Origin of the sequence: Clostridium sp. FP1, from assembly GCF_011065975.2 — a bacterium.
In the GTDB taxonomy this organism is placed as follows: Bacteria; Bacillota; Clostridia; order Clostridiales; family Clostridiaceae; genus Clostridium_AD; species Clostridium_AD tagluense.
Genome location: NZ_JAAMNJ020000001.1, coordinates 2975610 through 3002607, shown reverse-complemented (window position 1 = coordinate 3002607; position 26998 = coordinate 2975610). Strand labels below are relative to the sequence as shown.

Below are 26998 nucleotides of genomic sequence, written 5' to 3'. Positions count from 1 at the left end.
ATGTATTCACTTAATACAATAATAGTGAAGAATAATTTTTATAATAAGGAGAATATATATGTTATCTAGTACTGAATTCATAAGACAATCGCTGGAATTACATCTTTTTTTTGCAAGGATTATGAAGGAGCACTCATTCTTTTTAGAAGTAGGTTTTACACAAAAGGACTCAAATTATATCCAACAGGCGGATAACTTCCGAATAGAGTTTGACAGACTTCTAGCTGATGCTATATCACTTTCTAACGGGGTCGTTAGCCCAAGTGTATTACAGTCTGGTGAAGTAATAACACCTTTTACACTAAAAGCTGAGATAGCGACCGCATATTTTACAGGAGTGAATATTCCAATTCATTTGACAAAATCAGAAGCGGGGTTAATGGGTAGTGATGCATTAATGATAGGTAATCCTATGCTTGAACAAAGAATATTTGTGCTTAATCAGAGAGCGATGGGATTAATTAAAGGCTTAGCTCAGTTTAAGAGTATGATTTTGTCGGGGGTTATATCCTGTAGGATATTTACAAGTAACTACCCTTTACTTATAGACCATATTTTAAGAGAAGCAAAATTTTATTTTCAGATAATTCAAAGACTGCAAAATCGTGAGGAAATCAACTTGGAGAGAGATATGTATGAGCAAGAATCTTTTTGGAATAGAATTATGGCTGAACATTCAAAATTTATTCGTGGACTTCTTGATCCAACTGAAAACGAGCTTATAAATACCGCAAATAACTTTGGAAATGAGTTTGATAAGTTGACAAGCGAGTCAAAGGAAGCAATGAATAAGACAATTCCAATTTCAAAAGTTACGGACGACAGCCTTAAAGCAACTATGGAAATAGCTAAATTTAAAGCGCAAGGCACTCAGGGATTGGTAGAATGTAAAATCAAGTCCATAATAATACCATTATTAGGTGATCATACTTTACGTGAAGCAAATCATTATTTGCGTTTATTGAAAATATTTACAAAAGTTATATAAAATCTAAAAAGAGCATCTTTATAATGCTCTTTTTGTTAGTAGTTTATTTCCTATTAAATAGCAATGGAATTAATGGATATATTGGCAAAAATGGATAGTAATTAATAATTTGAATCATTGCTATACTTTAGGGATTCTGAGATTTTAACTATAGGCTCCTCCCTTTTTAATGTCTCTTCAATATGTTTTATATCTTGTATCTGCTGCTTATAAATGGATACATCCTCTAAATTAACTCTGTGCTTTGTGAATTCAACATGTTCTTCATTAAGGAGTATACGGATGACCTCTGTGGGCGTATCTTTGTGCTTGGGTGTAGTTGAAGTAAGAACCTTTTTCTTTATTACAAGCTCTTCTCGTTTAATTGGTACAGTAAAGTTTTTTTCTACAGTAAAAATTTCCCTATAAATATTTACTTCGCCGGTCTGCATCCATTCTTTTGCTACATTAAGTTCTTCTTTCTTAATGTGAAATGTTGCCATACGTTAAACCTCCATTTGTTAGAAAACACCTCACGAATCATGAAAATTCTGAGGTGTTTTTTACTTTATTTATTATTGATGGGTCTCGATATCAACTATATCAGGGTTGCCAGTTTTATTTATCAGTACTTCTTCTCGTTTAAGGGTTTCATCTATATGCTCTGTATCTTCTATGGCACGTTTGTGGGCTGAAATTTCGCTTGTTATTACTGTATGTTTATCTATATTAACTTTTTCTTCATTAACAGGAATTCGAATAGTTTGTTCCTTAGTAATTGGTGAATCACTTGCTTCATTGTTTAAGCTTTTTCTTTCAATTACTATTTCTTCGCGCATTACAGGAACATCAACAGACTTTTGTTCTTCAATAATTTCCTTGCCAAATTCTACATCGCCTTTATGAACGCTACTTTTGGCGATATCAAGTTCTTCTTTGCGGAGACGAATCTTTGCATCCTTATCACTAGTTTCCTTTCTAGCACCATCGCCATTTATAAATCCTTCAAGTATTTTCATATATAAATACCTCCATAAACTAATATTTTATCTATCAATATATTGCCCTTCAAAGAAATACATTATCCAGTTTAAAAAATGGGAAAACTCTATATCCCAATCTTTCTTTTAATACTATATCTATGGTACTATTAAGTAGGAATGATGTAACATTCTATAATATTTTTTAGGGGGAGTGGAAAATGCTAGTTTTTTCAATAATTTTAGTGAGTTTAGCATTGATTATTTACACAATTTCTATCTTAAATGAATACAGACGAAAGACATTGCTTCCTTGGCATGCTATTATGTTTTGTATAGGTTTTATTTTTGATGTATCTGGTACTTTTATAATGTATAAGCTTGGTGGAAATAAGTTGCCAGCTGGGTTACATGGTATTTTAGGGTATATTGCTTTATTACTAATGCTAATTAATGCAATTGGGGCTATTTTTATATTAAGTAAAAAACATAACAATTTATTAGCTAAATTCTATAAATTTAGTTTATTTTCATGGATTGTCTGGATGGTTTCTTATATTTTAGGAATGCTTATGCACATGTAAAACTATTGAATCTTAAATGACTCTTTTTGTAACATTTAATGAATATAAATCGAAGTAACTACAATATCTAAATAATAGGTTTTATTTAAAGTGAATAATAGGACTGTTGATTGACAAAGTCTTAAACACATATCCTAGCTCTTTTAAGTTTTTAATTATTATAGGCAAAGCCTGGGTGGTAGTTATTTTTGTTTTTGAATCGTGAAATAAAATCACAATAGATTTCATCCCCTTAGTCCCTCTCATAACATTATCTATAATAATATCTTTACTTTCTGTCATTTTTTCTGCATCTCCCGAAGAAACATTCCAGTCAATATATTGGTAGCCTTTTTTTATTTCTTCTTTAGTTAATTTGTTCATAATATCTTTGCCACCATAGTTATTACTTATTGTATTATTTGAGCCACCAGGAAACCTCATAAGTGTAGGTCTAGGAATACCAATACCTTCCAAAAAAGAATTCAATTTATTTACGTCTTGATTATAGTTAGATATAGATGAATATGCTGTTTTGTAATCATGTGAATAAGTATGATTACCTATAACATTTCCTTGATTTATAATTTGTTTGTATATGTCTTCATATCCAGGATGCCCGTTAACAAAAAATGTTGCATTTACATCATTATCCTTTAAAATTTTCAGCACTTTGGACGTGTTCTCAGAAGGACCGTCATCGAATGTAAGATAGACTTCTTTTTCACCTGCCTTGATAAGGTTATTAGCTAGAGGATTAGTACCTACTACCAATGTATCAATAGTTTTATTCAAATCATTTACATTTGTTTGTAACTCAATTATTGATAATTTAAGAATCTTGGTGCTAATCTCTAATTGTTTATTTGTGTTAATTTCATAACTAAGTGAAGTTTTAAGAATTTTTATTTTCACTTTTGAACTATATAATATTAAACTTAATATGATTAACGCAGTAATGGAAATTATTATAATTATATTCTTTTTTATAATGACCGCCCCCGTAAGTAATAAAATCAAATAATATGCATTTTAAATATTGATAAAGTCAATATATTCTCTAACCTCTAATTATGTTCCTTAAAATATAGCTTATTAAATTATTAATATTTTAGTTTGTTCAATAACACCATTTTTAAATCTTATATTTGTACTAATGAGATTTAAGCTAACATATAATAGTTATTGAAAATCAGATATATATTGTATTTTCTTACAATATTATATTTTTTATCATAAATCTTTACAAAAAATCACAATAGATTTATAATACAGTTATAAAGAGTATTTTGTAAATTAGGAGGGAGTTAATTGAATATGAATAATTTTAAAGTCACTCCTTTAAGAGGAGAATATGAAAAAAGTGGTGGAAAAGTTGTAGAATTTTGTGGGTATGAAATGCCAATGCAGTTTAAAGGGATTTTGCATGAGCATGAAACTGTAAGACAAAGAGCAGGTCTATTTGATGTTTCTCACATGGGAGAAATACTTGTAAAAGGAAAAGATGCTGAAAACTTTGTTAACTATCTTTTAACCAATGATGTGAAAACGCTTACGACTGGAGAAGTTATTTATAGCTTTATGTGTTATCCAAGTGGCGGTGTTGTAGATGATTTATTAGCTTATAAATTTTCTGAAGATTTTTACTATTTAGTTGTAAATGCTAGCAATAAAGATAAAGATTTACAATGGATATTAGATAATAAGAGTAAATTTGAAGTTAACATTGAAGATATTTCAGAAAAAGTTGCTCAATTGGCACTTCAAGGCCCAAAAGCTGAAGATGTATTACAAAAATTAACATCAGTTGATTTATCTGAAATAAAATTTTTCAAATTTAAAAATGATATAGAAATATGTGGTAAAAAAGTTATGGTATCAAGAACAGGGTATACTGGTGAGGACGGTTTTGAAATATATACCACACCTCAGGATGCAGCATTTTTGTGGGAAGAAATACTTAGAGTTGGACAAGCACAAGGGGTTGAACCTATTGGACTTGGGGCTAGGGATACTTTAAGGTTTGAAGCAACTCTTCCGTTATATGGAAATGAAATGGACGCAAATATCACTCCATTAGAAATGGGCTTTGGTTATTTTGTTAAACTTAATACCGAAGACTTTGTTGGTAGAGATGCTTTGTTAAAACAAAAGGAAAATGGTGTAACTAGAAAATTGGTAGGTTTTGAATTGTTAGATAAAGGAATAGGAAGACATGGCTATACAGTAGTTAAAGATGGTAAAGAAATAGGACATGTTACCACTGGATATATGTCGCCTACTTTAAATAAAACTATAGGATTTGCTTTAATCGAAGGTAAATATGCAGTACTTGGAACTGAAATTTATATAAAAGTTAGAAATAAAGAATTAAAAGCTATAGTTGTAAATAAAAAATTTTATAGTAAAAAAACTCAACAATAAGGAGGAATAGTTATGTTAGTATTAGAAAATTTATTATACACAAAAAACCATGAATGGATAAGGGTAGATGAGGACAAAGCTTATATAGGAATTACAGATTATGCACAAAAATTATTAGGAGATATAGTTTTTGTAGATTTACCATCAGAGGATGATGAAATTTCTAAAGGTGGTGCTTTTTCAACAATTGAATCTGTTAAAGCTGCTGAAGATATTTTTATGCCTGCTAGTGGAAAGGTTTTAGAAATAAATGAAGCACTATCTGATAGCCCAGTTTTAATAAATGAAAATGCTTATGATGCTTGGATGATTAGTATAGAATTATCTAATAAAGATGAATTAAAAGATTTACTAAAAGCTAAAGAATACGAAGAATTATGTAGTGAACTAAGTGAAAAGGAGGAATAATATGTCTCCCTATATTCCTATTACAGAAAAAGAAAAAAAGGAAATGCTTGATTTTGTTTGTGTGAAATCCATAGATGATTTATTTAAAGATATCCCAGATAATTTAAAATTAAATAGAGAATTAAATATTCCTAAGGGATTATCAGAAGTAGAAGTTGAGAAAATCATGACTAGTTTGGCAAAAAAGAATAAATCTACAGAAGATTTAGTTTGCTTTTTAGGTGCAGGTATATATGATCACTATATTCCTTCAATTGTAAAACATTTAATTGGAAGAACTGAATTTTATACAGCCTACACACCATACCAACCAGAGATTAGCCAAGGTACTTTGCAATCAATTTTTGAATATCAAACTATGATTTGTAACTTAACGGGTATGGATGTATCTAATTCTTCTATGTATGATGGTGCTACGGCAGCAGTAGAAGCTTCTGTAATGGCTTTAGAAAATACAAAACGAAATACTATAATAGTTTCTAAAACTGTACATCCAGATACAAGACAAGTTTTAAAGACTTATCTAAAATATAAAGGATATAGTTTAATAGAAATTGATGAGAAAGATGGAGTTACAGATATAGAAAAAGTGAAATCAGAATTAAGTAAAGATATAGCAGCTGTTATTGTACAAAGTCCAAATTTCTTTGGGATTATAGAAGAAGTAGAAGACTTAGAAAAAATGATTCATACAAACAAGTCACTATTTATAATGAGTGTAGACCCATTATCTTTAGGTGTTTTAAAAAGTCCTAGAGAATTAGGGGCAGATATAGCTATAGGTGATGGTCAAAGTCTTGGTGGTAATATGAGTTTTGGTGGGCCAGGTTTCGGTTTTTTGAATACGACTACAAAGCTTATGAGGAAAATGCCTGGGAGGATAGTTGGCGAAACGGATGATGGGCATGGTAATAAAGGCTATGTACTAACTCTGCAAGCAAGAGAACAACATATAAGAAGAGAAAAAGCTACCTCTAATATATGCTCAGATCAAACATTAATGGCTATTGGTGCTGCTGTTTATATGTCAACTCTTGGGAAAGAAGGTATAAAAGAGATAGGAAACCAATGCATTAAGAAATCTCATTATGCTTTTAAAAAATTAATAGACAGTGGAAAATATAAACCACTATTTAATAAACCATTTTTCAAGGAATTTGCAGTTGAATCAAAGTCATCCGCATATGAACTAAATAAAAATCTATTAGAGAATGATATTTTAGGTGGATATATTTTAGAAAAAGATTACCCTCAGTATAAGGATTCAGTGCTTTTATGTGTAACAGAAAAAAGATCAAAAGAAGAAATTGATGAGTTAGTTAAAGTGATGGGGGAGATATAATGAAAAATTATGATAAAGTTATCTTTGAACTATCATGTGAGGGCAAAATAGGGTATAAACTTCCGGTATTAGATGTAGAGGATATAAATATAGAATCGGTTATACCTAAAAATATGTTAAGGGGAAAGGAGGCTTTTCTTCCTGAGGTAAGTGAAGTTGAGGTGGTTAGACATTACACCGCTCTTTCTAATAAAAATTATTATTTGGAGAAAGGTTTCTATCCACTAGGTTCATGTACTATGAAATATAACCCTAAAATTAATGAGGATATTGCTGCTTTTCCTGGTTTTAGTAAAATTCATCCTAAAGAATCTGCAGAAGATGTACAAGGTGCTTTAGAACTTATGCATGATCTTTCTTTAGAACTATCTGAAATTACAGGTATGAATGATTTTACCTTGCAGCCTGCAGCAGGAGCACATGGAGAACTTACAGGACTTCTATTAATAAAGGCATATCATGAAAGTAGAAAAGATTTTAAACGAACAAAAATAATAGTTCCAGATTCGGCTCATGGAACAAATCCAGCCAGTGCTAAATGTGCAGGATTTGATGTAGTTGAAATCAAATCTGATAAAGATGGTTTAGTTTCAATAGAAGAGCTTAAAAAAGTTTTGAACGATGAAATTGCAGGACTTATGCTTACTAATCCTAATACTTTAGGTTTGTTTGAAAAAGACATAGAGAGCATAAGTAAGTTAGTTCATGAAGCAGGGGGCCTTTTATATTATGATGGAGCAAATTTAAATGCTATTATGGGAAAGGCACGTCCTGGGGATATGGGCTTTGATGTGTGTCATTTAAATCTTCATAAGACCTTTTCGACACCACATGGTGGTGGTGGACCAGGAGCTGGCCCTGTAGGCGTTTGTAAGAGAATATCGCAGTTCCTTCCAGTTCCAATTATAAAAAAGGAACAAGGGAAATTTGTATTTGATTATGATAGACCTGAATCCATTGGAAAAGTTAGAAGCTTTTATGGTAATTTTGGGGTATTAGTTAGGGCTCATACCTATATACTAAGTATGGGTAAAGAAGGCTTAAAAGCTGCGTCAGAGATTGCAGTGCTAAATGCCAATTATATAAAGGAAGCATTAAAAGACCATTATAATGTGGCTATAGAAGATATATGTAAGCATGAAATCATTTTTGCTGGATTAAAAGATAATCCAAATCATATATCAACTTTGGATGTAGCTAAGAGACTAATGGATTATGGAGTTCATCCACCAACAGTGTATTTTCCTTTAATAGTTGAAAATGCTCTTATGATAGAACCAACTGAAAGTGAAAGTTTAGAATCTATCAATGAGTTTGTTGAAATTATGAAAAAAATAGCTTTAGAAGCTAAAGAAAATCCAGAAGTTTTACATGAAGCACCACACGCGGCACCAGTAAGACGATTAGATCAAGTTAAAGCAGCTAGAACACCAATATTAAAGTGGAGCAAATAATTATGTAGGTAACTGTTTAGTTAATTAATTTATAACCTCAGCGTTTTGTGATGCAAAATACTGGGGTTATATCTTAGATACATGAAATAAATAGCAAGTCAGAAATACTTATATACCAATTGTTATTTGAATGTGTCTTATATCTGAATAGTTATTATAATAAAGTATATTTAAAGTAGGAGGCAGATCTATGAAAGATATAATTGTAATAGGTGGAGGTCCGGGTGGGTATGTAGCAGCCATTAGAGCTGCTCAATTAGGAGCCAAAGTATGTCTTATAGAAAAAGAAAGCTTAGGTGGTACATGCCTTAACCGTGGTTGTATTCCAACTAAAACTATATATAGAACAGCAGAACTTCTAAATAATTTAAGTCACATTGAAGCTTTTGGTATTAGTGTATCCAATCCTGAAATAGATGTAAATAAAATTCAAGAAAGAAAAAGAAATATTATAAAAACCTTAGTAACTGGTATAGAAACTCTTTTAAAAGGAAATAACATAGAGTTTATAAAGGGCGAGGCCTCCTTAGTTGATAAAAATACTGTAGTAGTATCTACAAAAGATGAAGAAATGACTATTGAAGCTAAAAGCATAATTATAGCTACAGGTTCTAAATCTGAAATTCCCTCCATTGAAGGAGTAAATAATAAAAAAGTTATAACAAGTACTGAGCTTTTAGATTTTGATCATATACCAAAATCTCTAGTAATTATAGGTGGTGGAGTAATTGGCATGGAATTTGCCAGCATCTTTAATGCTATGGGAAGTAAAGTAACTGTTATAGTTGCAAGAGATTCTATACTGTATGATATAGATAAAGATATTTCAAAGAGATATGTTGTTATGGCAAAAAAAGCTGGAATAGAAATTCTTACCAAGGCTAAAGTAATGAGTTTTAGCGGTGAAGAGGAAGTTATTATAAAATGCCAAGGCAAAAAAGGTGAATTTGAAGTAAAAGGAGAACAAGTACTCCTTGCAAAAGGAAGAAATCCCAATTATGAAGGTATCAATGTAGAAAAATTAGGAATAGAGATTTATAAAAAAGGGATAAAGGTTGATGAGAATTATGAAACTTCTTTAAAAGGAGTATATGCTATAGGTGATGTAAATGGCATTTCACTTCTTGCTCATGCTGCCTCTCATCAAGGAGTGGTAACGGCAGAAGGTATAATATTAAATAAAACTTGTCATAAATCAGTGATTCCTTATTGTATTTTTACTTTCCCTGAAATTGCGGTGGTAGGAATTACGGAGGAAGAAGCAAAAAATAGTGGACTAAGTTATAAAAAGAATAAATTTTTATTTGGTGCTAACGGAAAAGCTTTAGCACTGGGAGAAGGCGAAGGCCTGGTAAAAGTTATAAGTGATGAAAATAATAAAATCCTAGGTGTTCATATTCTTGGCCCTCATGCTTCAGATTTAATACTAGAAGGCACTATAATGGTAGAAAAGGGAATGAGGGTTTCAGACTTGAAAGAAGTAGTTCATAGTCATCCTACTTTGGGAGAGGCATTGCATGAAGCAGTTTTAGGATTAAACAAAGAAGCTATACACAGTATAAACAAATAATAAATACTTAGACATATGAAATAAAAAGGAGAAAAAGATGATCTACTTAGATAATGATTGTACAAACCCTTATTTTAATTTAGCTTTAGAGGAGTATTTATTAAGACAAAAGAATGATGAGTATTTTGTGCTTTGGAGAAATGAACCTTGCATTGTAGTTGGAAAAAATCAAAATACACTATCAGAAATTAATGAAGAATATATTAAAAAACATAGTATAAAAGTAGTAAGAAGACAAAGTGGCGGTGGGGCTGTTTTTCATGATCTTGGAAATTTAAACTTTACATTTATAGTTCAAGATGATGGAAAAAAGTTTAATGATTTTGAAACCTTTGTTATCCCAATAATAGGTGTGTTAAAGGAATTAGGTATAAAAGCAGAGTTTTCTGGAAGAAATGACCTTTTAATAGAAGGTAAAAAATTCTCAGGAAATGCTCAATGCAAGTATAAAAACAGAGTAATGCATCATGGTACTTTATTATTTGCTTCTGACATAGTTAATTTAAGTGAGGCTTTAATTTCAAAGCCTCTAAAGTTTTCAGATAAGGCAGTTAAGTCTGTAGCTAGCAGAATTACAAATATAAATGAATATCTAAAGGAACCTCTTAATGTTATTAATTTTAAGGACAAAATATTCGAATATATAACGAAGACGCAGCAAGATAAGACTATAACTACTTTAAATAAGCAGGAAATTGTAGAGGTTGAGAATATGGTTAAAACTAAATATGAAACCTGGCAGTGGAACTTTGGAGAATCTCCAAAATATAATTTCTATAATGAGAAGAAATTTTCCTGCGGCGCTATAGAGTTAAGTATTGATGTTGAAAAAGGTGTGATGAAACAGGTAAGAATTTTTGGTGATTTCTTTGGTGTTGAAAATATTAAAGATATTGAAAAAGCTCTTACAGATAAAAAACATAATACGGAAGAAATTGATAGTGTATTAGATAAAATTAGCATGAAAGAATATTTTGGAAATGTAACTAAAGAAGAGTTTTTAAGTTTGTTTTTTGTTGAATCTATGTAAAATAAATTAAGGAGTTCAGGACATTCTTATTGCCAACGAAGTGGTTTTATCCTGGATTTTAACGACATTTCAGAAGGAAAGTCTCCTACTTCTATAAGTGGAGGTCACATACTATAGCAAAAAGAAAACTTCAGTGGGCGTTTATGATCTTTTTCGAGCTCCTAAAAACCAAAATACAGGGATATTTTTAAATTTTTGTAGAACATTATATATAGTAGATTAAAATTACTATATTATGTTTTAGGGAGGAATAGATAATGTCAATGAAAAATACAATTTATGAAGTTACAATCACAGAAGATGGACTTGATAATTATAAGCGTGATACTATTAGTGCAAAAGACATGGCTGAAAATTTAGGTATTGATGCCGTGATGACTGATTTTCAGTGGGATGAAGATATAAAAAGAGGCCTAATTCTTACTGGAAGAATCATAGACGATATCTCAATAGAAGATGCACTAGAGGAATTGGATAATACTGAGTATATTGAGAGTGTAGAGAAAAGTTAAAAAATCTATAAAAATATAGATAAATATATACAAATAAGGGCTATGAAATTAAGGCGTTAATCCTATATTCCATAGTCCTTTAGAAATTTAATAATATTCCTTAAAACAAAGCTAAATCAACCTTCTTATATATTAGTATTCTTTTCTGCTACTAAAGTAAAAGTCTTTGGGATACCCTTGTCAAAAGCCTCACAAGATAAATTTGCCTCTTCATCTAAACTTTTAATAACTAATCCCTCTTTGGCAACAGCAGTAACTATCTCCCCAAGATTCCATTCACGGAGCAGTACTTTTTTAGGTTCTCCATCATTAGTTAAATATTTTGAATAAGATACATTTTTTTCTTCTAGTGAATTATCAAAATAATCTCCTGTAACCTTATGTTTACGGATTTTAGCTGTTGTACCCTTTGATGTAATTAGTTTAGTGGAGACTGGATGGAAATCTCTAATTACAAGCAAGCCTTTATTACCTAAAAGCTTATAGATTACATTTATAAAAGGTTTTAAATCCGTAAAATAGTGTAATATACCCATTTCTGCAAATACTATATCATAATCACCGGTAAGCTCTTTTTCAGATAGACTAAGCACATCAGCTAAAATATATTCTATTTTTACTCCTGCTTCACTGGCTAGTTCCATAGCATAACGTTTATTTCCTTCTGAAAAATCAACTATAGTGACATCTGCCCCGAGTAATGCTAATGCTACAGCCTTATTTCCATTAGAACCCATTAAATTCATAATTTTTTTGCCTTTTACATTACCAAATTTATCATATAGTATAGGGAGAGTTATTATTGGTTCCTTGCTAATTCTTTTGATTGCTTCACTAGGCTTTCCAAATCTCTGAACCCAAGCATCATAGGCCTCCTTATTCCATGATTCTTCATTTATATCTCTAGTTGCTTTTTTATCATCATTTAAGTTATAGCTATTTATATATTCTGAATTATTTATACTAGTAAAATCCTTTTGCACTGAGAATCCTCCCTCTGTAGTTAACATTTATATAAATAATATACCATGAACTAATAAAAATGAAAATGATTTTATAAAATCTACATTGACAACAAAAGAAGACCTGTGGTATTATATAAACAATACCTTACTAAATCGGTAGGAATACTAGGAGGAACTCAAATGAAAAAATTATCTATATTAATTAGTACACTATTAATAGCATCGGTAGGACTTGTAGGATGTGGGACAAGCAGCAATAAAAATACTGGATCAAAAGATCTATTATCAAAAATAAAGAGCGAAGGCAAAATTCGGATTGGTACTGAAGGTACCTACGCACCATATACATTCCATGATAAGACAGGAAAGTTAACTGGCTTTGATGTTGAAATTGCAGAGGAAGTATCTAAGCGTATCGGAGTAAAACCAGAATTTGTGGAAACAAAGTGGGATGGTATGGTTGCTGGGCTAGCTGCAAAGAGATTTGACATGGTAGTGAATCAAGTTGGAATTAAACCTGATAGACAATTGAAATATGATTTTTCAAATCCCTATATAGTTTCAAAAGCAGTACTTATAGTAAATAGTGCTGATAATACTATTAAAAAGTTTGCCGATTTGAAGGGCAAGAAATCTGCTCAATCCTTAACTAGTAACTTAGCTAAAATTGCAGAAGCGAATGGCGCGCTACTTCAGCCAGTTGATAGTTTTAATCAATCAATTGACCTTCTAGTTTCTAAAAGAGTAGATGCCACAGTTAATGATAGCTTATCTTACCTTGATATTAAAAAGCAAAAGCCAGAGCTTGCTATAAAAGTTGTTGATCAAGAAGGAAATGCACAGCCAAGTGCAATTATGTTTAATAAGGGAAATAAAGAATTAGTAGATGCAACTAATAAAGCACTTGCTGATATGAAATCAGATGGTACTTATTCAAAAATATCAAACAAGTGGTTTGGCACGGATGTATCAAAATAAGATGGTGATAATATGAATTTTGATGTAGAAACAATAAGAATATTAAACATAATTAAAGATTCTTTCTTTCCTTTATTAATAGCAGGCGTGAAGTTTACTATTCCACTGGCAATAATTTCTTTCATACTTGGTTCAATTTTGGCTATGTCAACAGCTCTTGCACGTATATCAAAATATAAATCATTAGTTTTAATATCAAGTTTTTATGTTTGGATAATAAGGGGTACACCACTTCTTGTACAGCTATTTATAGTATTTTACGGATTACCAATGGCTGGTATAACAATGGGACCACTAACTGCAGCAATTATAGGTTTTACATTAAATGTGGGGGCTTATAATTCAGAAGTAATTAGAGCAGCTATTTTATCTATACCTAAGGGACAGTGGGAAGCAGCATCTTCCATTGGTATGACACATACGCAAAGCTTGATTCGTATAATTTTGCCACAGGCAGCTAGGGTATCTGTACCGCCGCTTTCAAACTCCTTTATAAGTCTTGTAAAAGATACATCCCTGGCTGCTGCAATTACTTTAACTGAAATGTTTCAGATTGCTCAAAGAATAACTGCAGCAACATATGAACCACTTGTATTGTACTGTGAAGCAGCATTTATATACCTATTATTTTGTACTATACTATCCACAGCTCAAAAGAAGATAGAGAAAAAGCTTGAAAGATATGTGGCTAGGTAATTGGAGGAAATTCATGATTAATATACAAAATTTACACAAGAGTTTTGGAAATATTGAAATTTTAAAAGGTATAGATTTAAAAATTGTAAGAGGTGAAACAACAATTGTAATAGGCCCTTCAGGTTCAGGTAAAACAACTCTTCTTAGGTGTATGAATTTGTTAGAAATGCCAAGCAGTGGAACCATAAGAATTGGTGACAATGAACTTACATTTGGTGAAAATAAAAAGCCAACTGAGAAAGAAATATTAACTTTGAGAAAGAACACAGGAATGGTATTTCAAGGTTTTCATTTATTTCCCCATATGACAGTGGTAGAAAATATTATGGAGGGTCTTGTAACTGTGCTTAAGCAATCTAAAAAAGTAGCTCATGATAAGGCTCTTAGTCTACTCGAAAAGGTTGGTCTTTTAGAAAAATGCGATAGTTATCCTCATGAGCTTTCAGGAGGACAACAGCAGAGAGTTGCTATAGCACGCGCTATGGCTATAGAACCATTAGTGTTGCTATTTGACGAACCAACCTCTGCACTGGACCCCGAACTTGCAGCGGAGGTACTTAAAGTTATGAAGGAGCTATCTCTTGAAGGGATGACAATGGTAGTTGTTACTCATAATATGAGTTTTGCAAGAGAAGTAGGTGATAATATAATATTTATGGATAATGGACTTATTATTGATAAGGGCACACCGAAGCAAATATTAAGTGAAACAAATAATGCACGAATAAAACAATTCTTAAATTTAGTTTCAGATTAGATAATAGATTATTGAGGAGGAAAAAAATATGAAATTTGAATCATTATTAATACATGGTGGAATAGATGGGGATGCTAGTACTGGGGCAGTAAATGTACCTATCTACCAAACATCTACCTTTAAAAAAGGAAAATTTGATGCTGATAATACTTATGAGTATTCAAGATCAGGAAATCCTACAAGGGCAGCTCTCGAAAAACTTATTGCAGAGCTTGAGGAAGGCTATGCAGGTTTTGCCTTTGCTTCAGGAATGGCGGCTACAACTGCGGTACTATCTCAGTTTAAAACAGGAGATAAGATTCTTATATCAAACAATATTTATGGTGGAACCTTTAGGGTTTTAGACAAATATTTTAATAACTTTGGTATAAATTACAGTGTATTTAATTCATCAAACATAGAAGAACTAAAAAATAATATTGATGACAGTGTAAAGGCTATTTTTATAGAAACCCCAACTAACCCATTGATGGGTATTACAGATATTGAAGAGGTTGCAAAAATAGCAAAGAAAAACAATTTGATTACCATTGTAGACAATACGTTTATGACACCCTACCTACAAAAGCCAATCACCCTTGGTGCAGATATAGTTATTCATAGTGGTACAAAATATCTAGGTGGACATAGTGATTTAATTGCTGGTCTTGTGATAGTGAATAATAATGAGTTAGCAGAAAAAATAGGTTTTATACAAAATTCAACAGGGGGAGTTTTGTCTCCATTTGATTCCTTCTTATTGATAAGAGGTATTAAAACTCTAGCATTAAGAATGGATAGACATAACTCAAACGCAAACATTATTGCAAATCTTTTAAAAGATAGAAAAGAAGTGGAAAAAGTATATTATCCAGGGTTTGAAGATCACCCAGGCTACAAAATACAATCAAAGCAAGCTAAAGGCTATGGTGGTATTATTTCTTTCCTTCTTAAAGAAGGGTATGATTATAAAAAATTCTTAGAAAATTTAGAGTTAATAACTTTTGGAGAAAGCTTAGGAGGCGTGGAGTCATTAATTTGCCATCCTGCCACTATGACACATGCTGCAATTCCTTCTGAAATGAGACAAGAAATTGGCATAACTGATAATTTAATAAGATTATCAGTTGGGGTTGAAAATGTTGATGATATAACAGAGGATTTAATAAAGGCATTAGAAATATAAATTTAACAATTTTTAATGAAATCAAAAACGTACTTGATGGGGATATAGTATTTAAGTCAACTATAAAACTATAGAGGATAACCACAAAAAAATATAAAGATTAAGGCTACTAAATTAATTAGTAGCCTTAATTTATGTCAAAAATGGAACAATTGCTAGCAACAAGAAATCCCACTACGTTCTAGTGTGAAAAATATAAGTAGGTTATTTTTTGAAATTAAAATGAATAAGTGATTTTATGGATTTCTTTGATGATTATAAGTAATTGATGTATAATAATATTAGATAATAATTAAAGAAGAAGCTCTTTTTTTCTTCATATCTTCCTCAAAAAATTAGCCACTGGCACATGAGGTACATTCATTTATGACCTCTTCTATTCAGTAGTTGTGATTTTATTATTGCAAGTTATGTACGCCTAGATAGCAAGCTATTTGAAAATAAGTATTAGCAAGCAAAATCTGTCTGCATATGCTTCTAAATTTTACAATCATACGACCCTAGGGTGGTTATTTTTCTAAAGTTTCAAATATTTAAAATGGTATACTATCATTGTCAAGTTCTAAAATACAGTCATTATAAAGATTTTTAGATGAAATATTGTTTTCATTATCTTTATGGTTATCTATGTCATGAAAAGTATGTGTACAATTATCACAATATTCATCATTAGCATTTTCATAACACATAGGGCAAGCAATGCATTCATTATTCAAGAAATCACCCACAAATCCGTGGGTCATTTCCTGAAGGTCAAATATTTCTCTCCAGGAAACTTGAAATTCATGTCCACATTTAATGCATGTAAATTCACGTACTCCAAAATCAAATTCATTATCTACATGAGATTTTTTCTTTTTATTCTTACGTTTCTTCATTTAATTCCTCCATATTAGGTTATAGAATATATTATAATAAAAAAAATTAAAAATGAAAAGTAAATTATGGTTAGTCTATTTTTATTGAAGCTTTTAAAAAAAAATCCTGTGTTAGAAAAGAAATATGAAGAATATAAAAAGGCAAGAGGTGCATTTAAAATGACAATAGATGAAATTAGAAAATTGCACTACAAAGAGGAAGGAAGAGAAGAGGGAAGAATAGTAATAGCAACAGAAATGCTGTTAGATGGAGAAGCAATTGAAAAAATCAAAAAATACTCTAAGTTAAGTGAAGAAGAAATAACAAAATTAAAAAATAAACTATTTGCAAATTGATTTGTATGCAATAAAATAGGGGGTTATGATATGAACGAGATTTTAAAACAAATAAAAGATAGAAAATCCATGAGGGTATTTGAAAATAAGCCTATTGCAGCTGAGTTAAAAAAAGAAATATTAAATGCTGCCTTTGAAGCTCCAACTGGTGGTGCAATGATGCTTTATAGCATACTTGATATTACTGATGAAAAATTAAAGAAAGAACTATCAGTAGAATGTGATAATCAGCCTTTTATTGCAAAAGCTACTTTAGTGCTTATATTCCTTGCAGATTATCAAAGGTGGTATGATGCTTTTGACTCACAAAATTGCAATCCAAGAACACCAGGGGAGGGTGATATCCTTCTTGCCTGCGCTGATGCAATAATAGCTGCTCAAAACACAGTAGTAGCTGCAGAATCTTTAGGAATTGGTTCGTGTTACATTGGGGATATTATTGAGCATTGTGAAACTATTAGGGAGTTATTGGACCTTCCAGATTATGTTTTACCTGCTGCCATGGTGGTTTATGGTTATCCTGTGGAGGCTCAAAAGAATAGAAAAAAACCTGTGCGTTTCGAAGAACAATATATAGTCTATGAAAATAAATATCGCAGATTAACTAAGGAAGAACATATAGAAATGCAAAGCACAAGAAATGAAAAGGCAGGATTTCCAAATAAAAATATTAGCGAAGATACTAAAGCTCTATGCAATCGTAAGTATATGTCTGATTTTTCACTAGAAATGAATAGATCAGCATCTGAATATCTTAAGAAGTTCAGAGCAGAGTAAGGCATTTAAATTACTCAAGAATATCAAGTTCAGTCATATAAATACCGAGTAGATAGTTTAAACAACTATTTACCCGGTGTTTTTTCCTGGCTTTAAAAAACACCTCAAAATATTACAAATACTTTTGAAATATTTTTGATAAATATATTTAGTTGTTATTATTTGTATTTTTTTGAGTGCGTTGGCATTAATGGTAAGATATACAAAAATGAGCTAAATGTAAATAAGTATGCATAAAATATTGTTGTGTAGATTACTCTATAGATAAATAGAGTGAATAAAAACTGATAGATGAGGTGATTTAATTGGTTGACATAGCATTGCTGGGATGTGGAGGCGGAATGCCTATTCCTGAAAGGTATCTTTCGTCACTTCTCATAAGCTATAAAGGCAGAAAGATATTGCTTGATTGTGGTGAAGGTACCCAGGTATCCATGAAAATACTTGGCTGGGGATTTAAGACAATAGACATAATTTGTATAACTCATGGACATGCGGATCATATTATGGGACTTCCAGGTATTCTTTTAACCATTGGCAACAGTGGTAGAACTGAGCCTATTACAATAATTGGTCCCAAAGGTATTGCTGATATTGTAAACGGTCTGTGTGTTGTAGCACCTTACCTTCCTTATGAGCTTAATATTATAGAAAATCCAGAGAAGCCAGTGAAAGTACAAACTTCAATAAATTGTATGAATGCTTCAGTGGGAGAATTTCATGATTTAATAATTTCAACACTGGAACTTGAGCACTCAACTAATTGTTTGGGTTATAGCTTTTATTTTAGAAGAAAACCAAAATTCGATGTTAAAAGTGCGACTAAAAATGAAATACCAAAAATGTTTTGGAGTAGACTTCAAAAAAATGAAACTGTAATTAACCAGGGGAAAACATATTTACCTAGTGTGGTGCTAGGAAAAGAAAGAACTGGAATAAAGCTTAGTTTCACCACAGATACAAGGCCAATACCTGAAATAGAGAGTTTTATTAAAGAAAGTGACTTGTTTATTTGTGAGGGCACTTATGGTAATGGAAATGATATTGAAAAAGCCATAAAGAATAAACATATGACCTTTAGCGAGGCGGCGAAGCTTGCGTTGAAGGGTGAAGTGCAAGAACTCCTATTGACACATTTTAGTCCTTCTATGCATATTCCTGAAGAATATAAAGATAACGCAGAGAGCATTTTCAAAAATACTATTATTGGCTTTGATAGACTTGTGAAGACTTTATCTTTTAAGGATTAGAAAAAATAGAAAGTGTATGGTAATATAATAGAGTAAATAATGATTTCAATACAAGGGGAATTCTAGATGATAATGGAGGTATGGATGTGTTAAATAACGAAATTAAAGAAAGTTTACTTAGAGAAGGAATTCATGAGGATGCTGTAAAATCCTTAGATGAAAAGGGAAAGTGTCTATTTGATATAAATAGTACAAGAGACGTGTGCTTTGAATTTATTGATGAGGGTGTTAAATTTAGTTGTGAACAAAGCATTTTAGATCATGACTTGTATCTAATAAAAATTCTAAATTAAAGCTGTGAAGTATCAGTAATAATAAATTTCTAATTATAGGCGCTAATTACTATTTTAGAGGGAGGAAAACTTTATGATAAAATCAAAGCAACATTTGGCAGTATTTCAAGCAATACTTGCAGCTGCATTGTTTGGAATAAGTTCACCAGTTTCAAAGTTATTATTAGAAAAGATACCTCCTATGCTTATGGCTTCGCTCCTGTATTTAGGAGCAGGCATTGGAATGTTATTCTTAGGACTTATAAAGTGGTCAAAGAACACTAAAGCAAAAGAAGCTAAGATTAGCAAAGCAGAACTTCCATTTGTTATAGGTATGATAGTTTTAGACATTGCGGCGCCAATATTTTTAATGATTGGACTTACTATGACTACAGCATCTAATGCTTCTTTACTAAACAATTTTGAAATTGTTGCTACAGCTCTTGTTGCACTACTAATTTTTAAAGAGTCAATTGGAAAAAGGTTATGGGTAGCTATTTTTTTTATAACGGCATCTAGCATTGCTTTGTCCATAAGTGACTTTAGCAGTTTTTCGTTTTCTGTAGGTTCGATTTTTGTTTTGTTTGCATGCATTTGCTGGGGCTTTGAAAATAATTGTACAAGAATGATGTCTTTAAAAGACCCAATGCAGATAGTGATTGTTAAAGGACTTGGGTCTGGGGCAGGTTCACTTTTAATAGCAGTTTTAATGAATGAATATGCAAGTGATATAAGATATATACTTATAGCTATGATTTTAGGGTTCTTTGCATACGGATTAAGTATATTTTTTTATGTAACTGCACAGAGGCAGTTAGGGGCTGCAAGAACAAGTGCATATTATGCTGTTGCTCCTTTTATAGGTGTAGGATTATCTCTAATATTGTATAACGAACAAATAACAGTAAACTTTGTTATAGCAGTTATTTTAATGCTTTTCGGAGCCTATTATGCTACTGTAGAAAAACACAATCATAAACATATTCACGAAATGGTCAAACATGAGCATCGCCATGATCATAATGATAGTCATCATAATCATGTACATGAAAACTTTGAGAATGGGGAACACAACCATGTTCATGTTCATGAAAGCACTGAACATGAACATAATCATACTCCTGATATGCATCATGCCCATGATCATTAGTGAAAATCATTTATCAACATTTACTCCTTCAATTTCCAATAGTAGTTTTTGTGTTGGAGTTCTATTACCTGCAAAACCTACCAAATTGCCACTTTTACCGATAACTCTATGACATGGTATAATTATAGGTAATTGATTAAATCTATTAGCTTGCCCTACAGCCCTTACAGCTTTAGGGTTTCCTATGGCTTCTGCAATCTGCAAATAATTTCGGGTTTCACCGTAAGGGATATCTTGAAGGGCTTCCCATACTTTTTTTCTGAACTGCGTACCTTCTATAGATAAGGGTATGCTAAAATTTTTCCTTTTTCCTTTAAAATATTCATCTAGCTGAAGTATAACATCTTTGCAAAGCTCTACATCTTTAAGAATAAATTCATGTTTGTTTTTGTATTCTATCCAATCTTCCTCAAAAATTTCTACTTTCCGAGCACCTATTTCATCCACAACTACATGGATAAGACCAATAGGAGAATCATAAATATCATAACCAATTTTCACAAAATCCCTCCTCAATCATATATTTACCTATGTAAATAAAATGTATCATAAGATTTCGAACCTGTCTAGTTTAAATACATTTTATTGTTATATTAAATAAAGTTCTCAATATAAGTACACGAATGTTATCTGTTCTCTTGCATATTCACCTATAATAAGTGTAAGATGGTGTTAGAATATTTTGAAAATTTGGGAGGGTTACATATGCAAGGAAAAATGTTTTGTTTTCAATGCGAACAAACTGCAGGTGGAAAAGGTTGTACTAACATAGGAGTCTGTGGGAAAACTCCAGAAATTGCAGCAATGCAGGATCTATTAATTTACCAGTTAAAAGGAATAAGTTGTTATGCTACTAAACTTTTAGAAAAAGGTGAAAAACTTGATAAGTCATGGATTTCATTTGTTGAAAATTCATTGTTTATGACGTTAACCAATGTAAATTTTGATCCTGAATCTCATATTAATATGCTTAAAAAATCTCAAGTAATCAAAGAAGAGGTTAGAAAAAAATTAGGAAATGAAAAAATAAATGGTGAAGAGGCTCTATATAATTTAAGCGATTCTAAGGAGCAAATGCTTGAAGATGCTAAAAAAGCAGGAGTTATGTACGACCAAGAATTAGATGCAGATATACGTTCTGTAAGAGAAACTATAAAATACGGATTAAAAGGAATAGCAGCTTATGCACACCAAGCTAGATTTATAAAATATAATAGTGAAGAAGTAGATGAATTTTATTTTATAGCTCTTGCAGCATTAACTGATGATAGTTTAAATCTTCAAGATCTTATAAAGTACTTACTTAAAACTGGAGAGATGAGTGTTAAAGTTATGGAGGTATTAGATACAGCTAATAATGAAAAATATAGCTCTCCTTCACCTCAAAAGGTTAATGTAAACATTAAAAAAGGACCATTTATCGTAATTTCTGGTCATGATTTAAGAGATCTCGAAATGCTACTAGAGCAAACTGAAGGTAAGGGCATAAATATTTATACTCACGGCGAAATGCTTCCTTCCCATGGATATCCTAAGTTGAATAAATATGCTCATTTAGTAGGTAATTTTGGAGGGGCATGGCAAAATCAACAAAAGGAATTTGATGGTATCCCTGGTTGCATTTTAATGACAACAAACTGTTTAATGAAACCAAAAGATTCATATAAAGATAGAATCTACTCAACAAGTGTTGTTGGGTGGGATGGCATAAAACATATAGCGGCGGGTGAGAATGGTCATAAGGATTTCTCTGAAATAATAAACAAAGCTCTAGAACTTGGCGGCTTCGAAAAAGATGAAGAAGTTAAAGAAATTTTAGTAGGGTTTGGGCATAAAGCTACTTTAAGTCATGCTGAAACAATAATTAATGCAGTGAAAGAAGGAAAAATCAGGCACTTTTTCTTAATTGGAGGATGTGATGGAGCAAAGACAGGAAGAAATTATTACACTGAATTCGCTCAATTAGTTCCAGAAGACTGTATTATTCTTACTTTAGCCTGTGGAAAATACCGTTTTAATAAATTGGAGTTTGGCACAGTAGCAGGACTTCCAAGATTACTCGATATAGGTCAATGTAACGATGCATATTCCGCTGTTAGAATAGCTCTAGCACTAGCTGATGCATTTAAATGTGGGATTAATGATTTACCACTAGCGATGATTATAACTTGGTATGAGCAAAAAGCTGTTGCCGACTTATTAGCATTACTTTCACTGGGAGTAAAAGGAATTTATCTAGGACCTACACTTCCAGCATTCGTAAGTCCTAATGTATTACAATTCCTAGTTGATAATTTTGATATTAAACCTATAAGTACACCTCAGGATGATTTAAAACAAATATTAGGATAAGAAATATAGTTTAAAAATAAGCCACTTCTAAAGATAGTTAAATATCTTTAGAAGTGGCTTATTTTAATGACTATTTCCAGTAAATAAGTGTTCCAATCTTGTGCAAAATATGATAAAATGAGAACAAACGTTTGTGGGGTGTTAAAAGTGGATGTAATGAGAAAACTTGAAATATTATCTAATTCAGCAAAGTATGATGCTTCTTGCTCTTCTAGTGGTTCTAATAGAAAGAATACGGCGGAGGGTATAGGAAATGCTTCGACCTCAGGCATTTGCCATTCTTGGTCACAGGATGGTAGATGCATTTCACTACTTAAAATCTTATATACTAATAAATGCATATATGATTGTAAATATTGCATTAATAGAGCTAGCAATGATTTAGAAAGGACAAGCTTTACTCCTAGTGAAGTAGTAGATTTAACTATGAATTTCTACAGAAGAAATTATATAGAAGGATTATTCTTAAGCTCTGGGGTAGAGAGAAGTCCAGATTACACAATGGAAAATTTAGTTAGAATTTTAAAAGATTTAAGATTGATTCACAAATTTAATGGTTATATTCATGTAAAGGCTATTCCAGGTGCTGATCCAAAATTTATATATGAGGCAGGATTGTATGCAGATAGAATGAGTGTAAATATTGAGCTGCCTTCTGAAAAAAGCTTAAAGCTCTTAGCACCGCAAAAGAATAAGGAAGATATATTAAAACCTATGGGACTTATTAAGCACAGTATACTTGAGTCCAGTGAATATAAGAAAAAAGGGTTTAAAGCACCAAAATTTATTCCTGGTGGCCAAAGTACGCAGATAATGGTTGGTGCAACCAATGAAAGTGACTTAAGAGTAATTAGTCTTACAGAAGGATTATATAATACCTTTGGACTTAAGCGAGTTTATTATTCAGCTTATGTTCCAGTGGTAGAGAACATAAATTTACCAGCTATTCAAACTACACCACCACTTCTAAAAGAACATAGAATGTATCAAGCAGATTGGCTTTTAAGGTATTATGGTTTTAAGGCAAAGGAATTATTAGATGAGAAAAATCCTAATTTTGATGTAGATTTAGATCCTAAAGCTTTTTGGGCATTAAATAATTTAGACAAGTTCCCCGTGGAGATAAATAGTGCGACCTATGAAATATTGCTTAGAGTACCAGGAATAGGAGTAACATCAGCTTTAAGAATCATAAGAACAAGAAGACTTTGTAATCTTTCCTATGACAATTTAAAAAAAATAGGAGTTGTGCTTAAAAGAGCTAGATTTTTTTTAACCTGCAGCGGTAAATTTTATGGAGATAAGACAATGGAAAGAGGAAGGCTTAAAAATTATTTATTGGACTTTGAAAGCTTTGATAAACCGGAGCAACTTAGTTTATTTACCCAAAGGGGCGATTTATTTGGTTAGATACATTTATGATGGAAGCTTTGATGGATTTTTATCTGTTATATATGATTGCTATTATAGTAGAGTTCCTGAAAGTATTGAGAGAGAAAGTGATTATAACTTCAATATATTATACGAGGACATAGTTATTGGAACTGATATGGCAAAATCGGGCAAGGTATACAGGGCTATATTAGAAAAGATTTCACAAGATACACTAGTTTATGTGTATCAGGCCTTTTTATCTGAGGAACATGGCATAGAATTAAATTTATTTAGGTATATACAATTAGGATTTAAGCTGGGTAGTAAAGTAAATGACTTTCTAACAGAGGAAACTGTGAATGAAGTACAGAAAATTTCTAGAAAAGTAGGTTTTGAAGCACATAGATTTTTAGGACTAGTTAGATTTCAAGAATTTAAGGGAATATTGTATGCAGCAATAGAGCCTACTCACAATATTGTTGAACTTATAGGAAGTCACTTTAGTTTAAGACTCAAAAATGAAAAGTGGGTAATTCATGATGTAAAAAGAAAAATTGGCATAGTTTATGAAAATAATGAAATGATACTTAGGGATTTAAAATTTGAAAAATTAGAAAGTCATGAGGAGGAAGAGTTGTTCTATCAAAATCTTTGGAAGGCCTTTCATAAAAGTATATCCATAGAAGAAAGATCTAATGAAAGGTTACAAATGCAACATATGCCAAAGAAATATTGGAATAATTTAACTGAAGTGAAAAAGTGATCACCGTTTTATAATGAATACTTTTTTATATTTCAACATTTATTCTTAAAAATGCTAGAAATCATGATATAATAGATATAAATGCATTTATTAGATTATTGTTATTTAAAGGAAGGAAAGATGATTATGAAAAAATTAGTAGAATACACTCAAGTTGAAAGTCCTAGTATAAGTATTGAAAGAAAAAAACGCAAGATGGAAGAGATTTATAAAACACTAGAGGCATTAGGAGCTAAAAATAAAGAGACGGCTAAAAATAGTAAGGAAATAAACAGTAATCTTCCTAAAGAGCTTACTGTTGAAAACATAGATAATGTGAAGAAAAACAAGAAAGCCCAATTGAATACACCTTCATTTATAGGTTCACTTGCGGGAGTTATGTCTAAGTTTAAAATACTTGGAAAAGTATATATAGTAGAAAAAAAAGAAACTAAATGGTATATATCAGGTACTATGAAAATGATTAGTGATATAGACCCTAGAGATATGTAATTTTTATAATTTGTTTTTCATGGATACAATCACATAACCACTATAAAAACTAAGTATTAACTTTTAAGACTTAGTTTTTATAGTGGTTATATCATTAAAAATTCAAAACTACTTGCAAACATGTAGTTATTTATATAATATATATAGTATATGATATACTATATGATATACTATATAGAAAATGTGCTATACAAAAATGGTAAAAAGAAATAGAAAATAACAAGATTATAAATCTTGTAGCTGTAATATTTGTCAGAATTCAAAGAAGTAAATAATATGCTGGAAGGAGAGTTTTTTATGAAAATATTAGTTATTAACTGTGGTAGTTCTTCTCTAAAATATCAACTTATCAATATGGAGGATGAAACTTGTTTAGCTCAAGGATTGATTGAGAGGATTGGCAGCGAAGGATCTGTTTTAACTCAAAAGGTACAAGGCAGAGAAAAATATATAGTAAAACAAATTATGCAGGATCATAAAGATGCAATAAAATTAGTTCTTTCAACTCTTATAGATGGAACTAATGGAGTAATTAAAAGTGTAGATGAAATCTCAGCAGTAGGTCATAGAGTTGTTCATGGTGGAGAATACTATTCTAAATCTGTATTAATCGATGAAAAAGTAATGAAGGCTCTAGAGGATTGTTCAAAACTCGCACCACTTCATAATCCACCAAACATTATTGGAATTAACAGCTGCAAGGCACTTATGCCGAGCACCCCAATGGTGGCAGTATTTGATACAGCCTTTCATCAGAATATGCCAGAACATGCATATATTTATGCACTACCATATGAATTATATCAAGAACACAAAATAAGAAAATACGGATTCCACGGAACTTCTCATAAATATGTCTCTCAAGTAGCGGCAGAAATGATGAACAAAGATATTAAAGATTTAAAAATCATTTCCTGCCATTTAGGAAATGGAGCAAGTATTGCTGCCATTAAAGGAGGTAAATCCATTGATACAAGTATGGGATTTACACCTCTTGCAGGGCTTGCTATGGGCACAAGATCTGGAGATATAGACCCTTCAATTATAACTTTCTTGATGGAAGAACTATCTTTGTCTTCAGAAGAACTAGCAGATCTATTGAATAAAAAATCAGGCGTTCTAGGAATTTCTGGAATAAGTAGTGATTTTAGAGATCTTTGGGATGTAGCTAAGAACAATAAAAGAGCACAACTCGCTTTAGATGTTTTTCATTATGAAGTTAAAAAGTTTATTTGTAGTTATGCAGGTGCATTAGGTGGCGTAGATTGTATCATATTTACTGCTGGAGTTGGCGAAAACTCTGCAAAAGCTAGAGAAGCTTGTTGCACAGGATTAGAATTTTTAGGCGTTAAAATAGATAGTGAAAAAAATAATGTTGCTGGCATTGCGGCAGAGATAAGTACATCAGATTCAACAGTAAAAGTTTTTGTAATACCAACCAATGAAGAGTTAATGATAGCAAGAGATACAAAGGAAGTTGTTAGTTTATAAGATATTACATAAAAGCAAGAAACCACTACAATCATTAAGAATTGTAGTGGTT

The 26998-nt window shown here is 31.4% G+C and carries 29 protein-coding genes; 23 read left to right on the top strand and 6 right to left on the bottom strand.

Annotated elements, in window-relative coordinates:
- Positions 1 to 58: 58 nt before the first annotated feature.
- Positions 59 to 988 carry a DUF2935 domain-containing protein gene (locus G9F70_RS14510; RefSeq protein ID WP_164943657.1) on the top strand — a complete coding sequence of 310 codons (930 nt, stop codon included), beginning with the start codon at positions 59 to 61 and terminating at the stop codon, positions 986 to 988.
- A gap of 101 nt (positions 989 to 1089) precedes the next feature.
- On the opposite strand, the gene G9F70_RS14505 is transcribed toward G9F70_RS14510, so the two are convergent.
- Positions 1090 to 1470 carry a YsnF/AvaK domain-containing protein gene (locus G9F70_RS14505; protein ID WP_164943656.1) on the bottom strand — a complete coding sequence of 127 codons (381 nt, stop codon included), beginning with the start codon at positions 1468 to 1470 and terminating at the stop codon, positions 1090 to 1092.
- Between the two features lie 72 nt (positions 1471 to 1542).
- A complete protein-coding gene (locus G9F70_RS14500; RefSeq protein WP_164943655.1) occupies positions 1543 to 1986 on the bottom strand; it encodes a YsnF/AvaK domain-containing protein in 444 nt (147 codons plus the stop codon).
- Between the two features lie 182 nt (positions 1987 to 2168).
- Here G9F70_RS14500 and G9F70_RS14495 point away from each other — a divergent pair, with 182 nt between their 5' ends.
- Positions 2169 to 2531 (top strand): HsmA family protein, encoded by a 363-nt coding sequence (locus G9F70_RS14495; RefSeq protein WP_164943654.1) that lies wholly within the window; start codon positions 2169 to 2171, stop codon positions 2529 to 2531.
- Between the two features lie 81 nt (positions 2532 to 2612).
- Here the strand turns inward: G9F70_RS14495 and G9F70_RS14490 are convergent, their stop codons facing one another.
- A complete protein-coding gene (locus G9F70_RS14490) occupies positions 2613 to 3425 on the bottom strand; it encodes a polysaccharide deacetylase family protein (protein ID WP_164943653.1) in 813 nt (270 codons plus the stop codon).
- Between the two features lie 402 nt (positions 3426 to 3827).
- Between G9F70_RS14490 and gcvT the strand changes: the two genes are divergently transcribed.
- The 7 genes from gcvT to G9F70_RS14455 all read left to right on the top strand — a co-directional run bounded on the left by gcvT (position 3828) and on the right by G9F70_RS14455 (position 11250).
- On the top strand, positions 3828 to 4934 hold the full coding sequence (gcvT, locus tag G9F70_RS14485; RefSeq protein WP_164943924.1) for a glycine cleavage system aminomethyltransferase GcvT: 1107 nt from the start codon (positions 3828 to 3830) through the stop codon (positions 4932 to 4934).
- 12 nt (positions 4935 to 4946) lie between these two features.
- Positions 4947 to 5342 (top strand): glycine cleavage system protein GcvH, encoded by a 396-nt coding sequence (gcvH, locus tag G9F70_RS14480; protein WP_164943652.1) that lies wholly within the window; start codon positions 4947 to 4949, stop codon positions 5340 to 5342.
- A gap of 1 nt (position 5343) precedes the next feature.
- Complete coding sequence (gene gcvPA, locus G9F70_RS14475; protein ID WP_164943651.1) at positions 5344 to 6684, top strand: aminomethyl-transferring glycine dehydrogenase subunit GcvPA; 1341 nt, start codon at positions 5344 to 5346, stop codon at positions 6682 to 6684.
- Positions 6684 to 8138, top strand: coding sequence for an aminomethyl-transferring glycine dehydrogenase subunit GcvPB (gcvPB, locus tag G9F70_RS14470; protein WP_164943650.1), 1455 nt, complete (start codon positions 6684 to 6686; stop codon positions 8136 to 8138). Before gcvPA ends, gcvPB begins: the two co-directional genes overlap by 1 nt.
- A 190-nt stretch (positions 8139 to 8328) precedes the next feature.
- On the top strand, positions 8329 to 9708 hold the full coding sequence (gene lpdA / locus G9F70_RS14465) for a dihydrolipoyl dehydrogenase (RefSeq protein ID WP_164943649.1): 1380 nt from the start codon (positions 8329 to 8331) through the stop codon (positions 9706 to 9708).
- 37 nt (positions 9709 to 9745) lie between these two features.
- Positions 9746 to 10738: a lipoate--protein ligase gene (locus G9F70_RS14460; protein ID WP_164943648.1), complete on the top strand. Its 993-nt coding sequence runs from the start codon at positions 9746 to 9748 to the stop codon at positions 10736 to 10738.
- Positions 10739 to 10995: 257 nt separating this feature from the next.
- Entirely contained in the window at positions 10996 to 11250 is a 255-nt protein-coding gene (locus G9F70_RS14455; protein ID WP_125001584.1) for a hypothetical protein, read from the top strand.
- 125 nt (positions 11251 to 11375) lie between these two features.
- On the opposite strand, the gene G9F70_RS14450 is transcribed toward G9F70_RS14455, so the two are convergent.
- Positions 11376 to 12233 (bottom strand): class I SAM-dependent methyltransferase, encoded by an 858-nt coding sequence (locus tag G9F70_RS14450; protein WP_224617585.1) that lies wholly within the window; start codon positions 12231 to 12233, stop codon positions 11376 to 11378.
- Between the two features lie 162 nt (positions 12234 to 12395).
- On the opposite strand from G9F70_RS14450, the gene G9F70_RS14445 reads away from it, so the two are divergent.
- The 4 genes from G9F70_RS14445 to G9F70_RS14430 are packed head-to-tail and all read left to right on the top strand — an operon-like array spanning position 12396 to position 15811.
- On the top strand, positions 12396 to 13193 hold the full coding sequence (locus G9F70_RS14445; protein WP_125001590.1) for an amino acid ABC transporter substrate-binding protein: 798 nt from the start codon (positions 12396 to 12398) through the stop codon (positions 13191 to 13193).
- A gap of 12 nt (positions 13194 to 13205) precedes the next feature.
- Positions 13206 to 13889: an amino acid ABC transporter permease gene (locus tag G9F70_RS14440; RefSeq protein WP_164943646.1), complete on the top strand. Its 684-nt coding sequence runs from the start codon at positions 13206 to 13208 to the stop codon at positions 13887 to 13889.
- A 13-nt stretch (positions 13890 to 13902) separates the two neighbouring features.
- Positions 13903 to 14646, top strand: coding sequence for an amino acid ABC transporter ATP-binding protein (locus G9F70_RS14435; protein WP_164943645.1), 744 nt, complete (start codon positions 13903 to 13905; stop codon positions 14644 to 14646).
- Between the two features lie 28 nt (positions 14647 to 14674).
- Positions 14675 to 15811 (top strand): trans-sulfuration enzyme family protein, encoded by a 1137-nt coding sequence (locus G9F70_RS14430; protein ID WP_125001599.1) that lies wholly within the window; start codon positions 14675 to 14677, stop codon positions 15809 to 15811.
- Positions 15812 to 16344: 533 nt separating this feature from the next.
- Here G9F70_RS14430 and G9F70_RS14425 read toward each other — a convergent pair.
- Entirely contained in the window at positions 16345 to 16689 is a 345-nt protein-coding gene (locus tag G9F70_RS14425; RefSeq protein ID WP_164943644.1) for a hypothetical protein, read from the bottom strand.
- Between the two features lie 84 nt (positions 16690 to 16773).
- Between G9F70_RS14425 and G9F70_RS14420 the strand changes: the two genes are divergently transcribed.
- The 5 genes from G9F70_RS14420 to G9F70_RS14400 all read left to right on the top strand — a co-directional run bounded on the left by G9F70_RS14420 (position 16774) and on the right by G9F70_RS14400 (position 20474).
- Entirely contained in the window at positions 16774 to 17025 is a 252-nt protein-coding gene (locus G9F70_RS14420) for a hypothetical protein (RefSeq protein WP_164949702.1), read from the top strand.
- Between the two features lie 30 nt (positions 17026 to 17055).
- A complete protein-coding gene (locus tag G9F70_RS14415) occupies positions 17056 to 17802 on the top strand; it encodes a nitroreductase family protein (RefSeq protein WP_125001604.1) in 747 nt (248 codons plus the stop codon).
- 305 nt (positions 17803 to 18107) lie between these two features.
- Positions 18108 to 19052 carry a ribonuclease Z gene (locus G9F70_RS14410; RefSeq protein WP_164943643.1) on the top strand — a complete coding sequence of 315 codons (945 nt, stop codon included), beginning with the start codon at positions 18108 to 18110 and terminating at the stop codon, positions 19050 to 19052.
- An 86-nt stretch (positions 19053 to 19138) separates the two neighbouring features.
- Entirely contained in the window at positions 19139 to 19345 is a 207-nt protein-coding gene (locus tag G9F70_RS14405; protein ID WP_125001610.1) for a hypothetical protein, read from the top strand.
- 76 nt (positions 19346 to 19421) lie between these two features.
- A complete protein-coding gene (locus G9F70_RS14400; RefSeq protein ID WP_411956020.1) occupies positions 19422 to 20474 on the top strand; it encodes a DMT family transporter in 1053 nt (350 codons plus the stop codon).
- Between the two features lie 6 nt (positions 20475 to 20480).
- Here the strand turns inward: G9F70_RS14400 and G9F70_RS14395 are convergent, their stop codons facing one another.
- Positions 20481 to 20990 carry a methylated-DNA--[protein]-cysteine S-methyltransferase gene (locus tag G9F70_RS14395; RefSeq protein WP_202882610.1) on the bottom strand — a complete coding sequence of 170 codons (510 nt, stop codon included), beginning with the start codon at positions 20988 to 20990 and terminating at the stop codon, positions 20481 to 20483.
- A gap of 189 nt (positions 20991 to 21179) precedes the next feature.
- On the opposite strand from G9F70_RS14395, the gene hcp reads away from it, so the two are divergent.
- The 5 genes from hcp (at position 21180) to G9F70_RS14370 (ending at position 26946) form a co-directional block, all read left to right on the top strand.
- Positions 21180 to 22826 carry a hydroxylamine reductase gene (gene hcp, locus G9F70_RS14390; RefSeq protein WP_164943640.1) on the top strand — a complete coding sequence of 549 codons (1647 nt, stop codon included), beginning with the start codon at positions 21180 to 21182 and terminating at the stop codon, positions 22824 to 22826.
- Between the two features lie 147 nt (positions 22827 to 22973).
- Positions 22974 to 24236 (top strand): putative DNA modification/repair radical SAM protein, encoded by a 1263-nt coding sequence (locus tag G9F70_RS14385; RefSeq protein ID WP_164943639.1) that lies wholly within the window; start codon positions 22974 to 22976, stop codon positions 24234 to 24236.
- Complete coding sequence (locus G9F70_RS14380) at positions 24229 to 24963, top strand: TIGR03915 family putative DNA repair protein (protein ID WP_164943638.1); 735 nt, start codon at positions 24229 to 24231, stop codon at positions 24961 to 24963. The genes G9F70_RS14385 and G9F70_RS14380 overlap by 8 nt, the downstream gene beginning before the upstream one ends.
- Before the next feature lie 126 nt (positions 24964 to 25089).
- Positions 25090 to 25455 carry a hypothetical protein gene (locus G9F70_RS14375; protein ID WP_164943637.1) on the top strand — a complete coding sequence of 122 codons (366 nt, stop codon included), beginning with the start codon at positions 25090 to 25092 and terminating at the stop codon, positions 25453 to 25455.
- A 297-nt stretch (positions 25456 to 25752) separates the two neighbouring features.
- Positions 25753 to 26946, top strand: coding sequence for an acetate kinase (locus G9F70_RS14370; RefSeq protein WP_164943636.1), 1194 nt, complete (start codon positions 25753 to 25755; stop codon positions 26944 to 26946).
- The last annotated feature ends 52 nt before the right edge of the window (positions 26947 to 26998 follow it).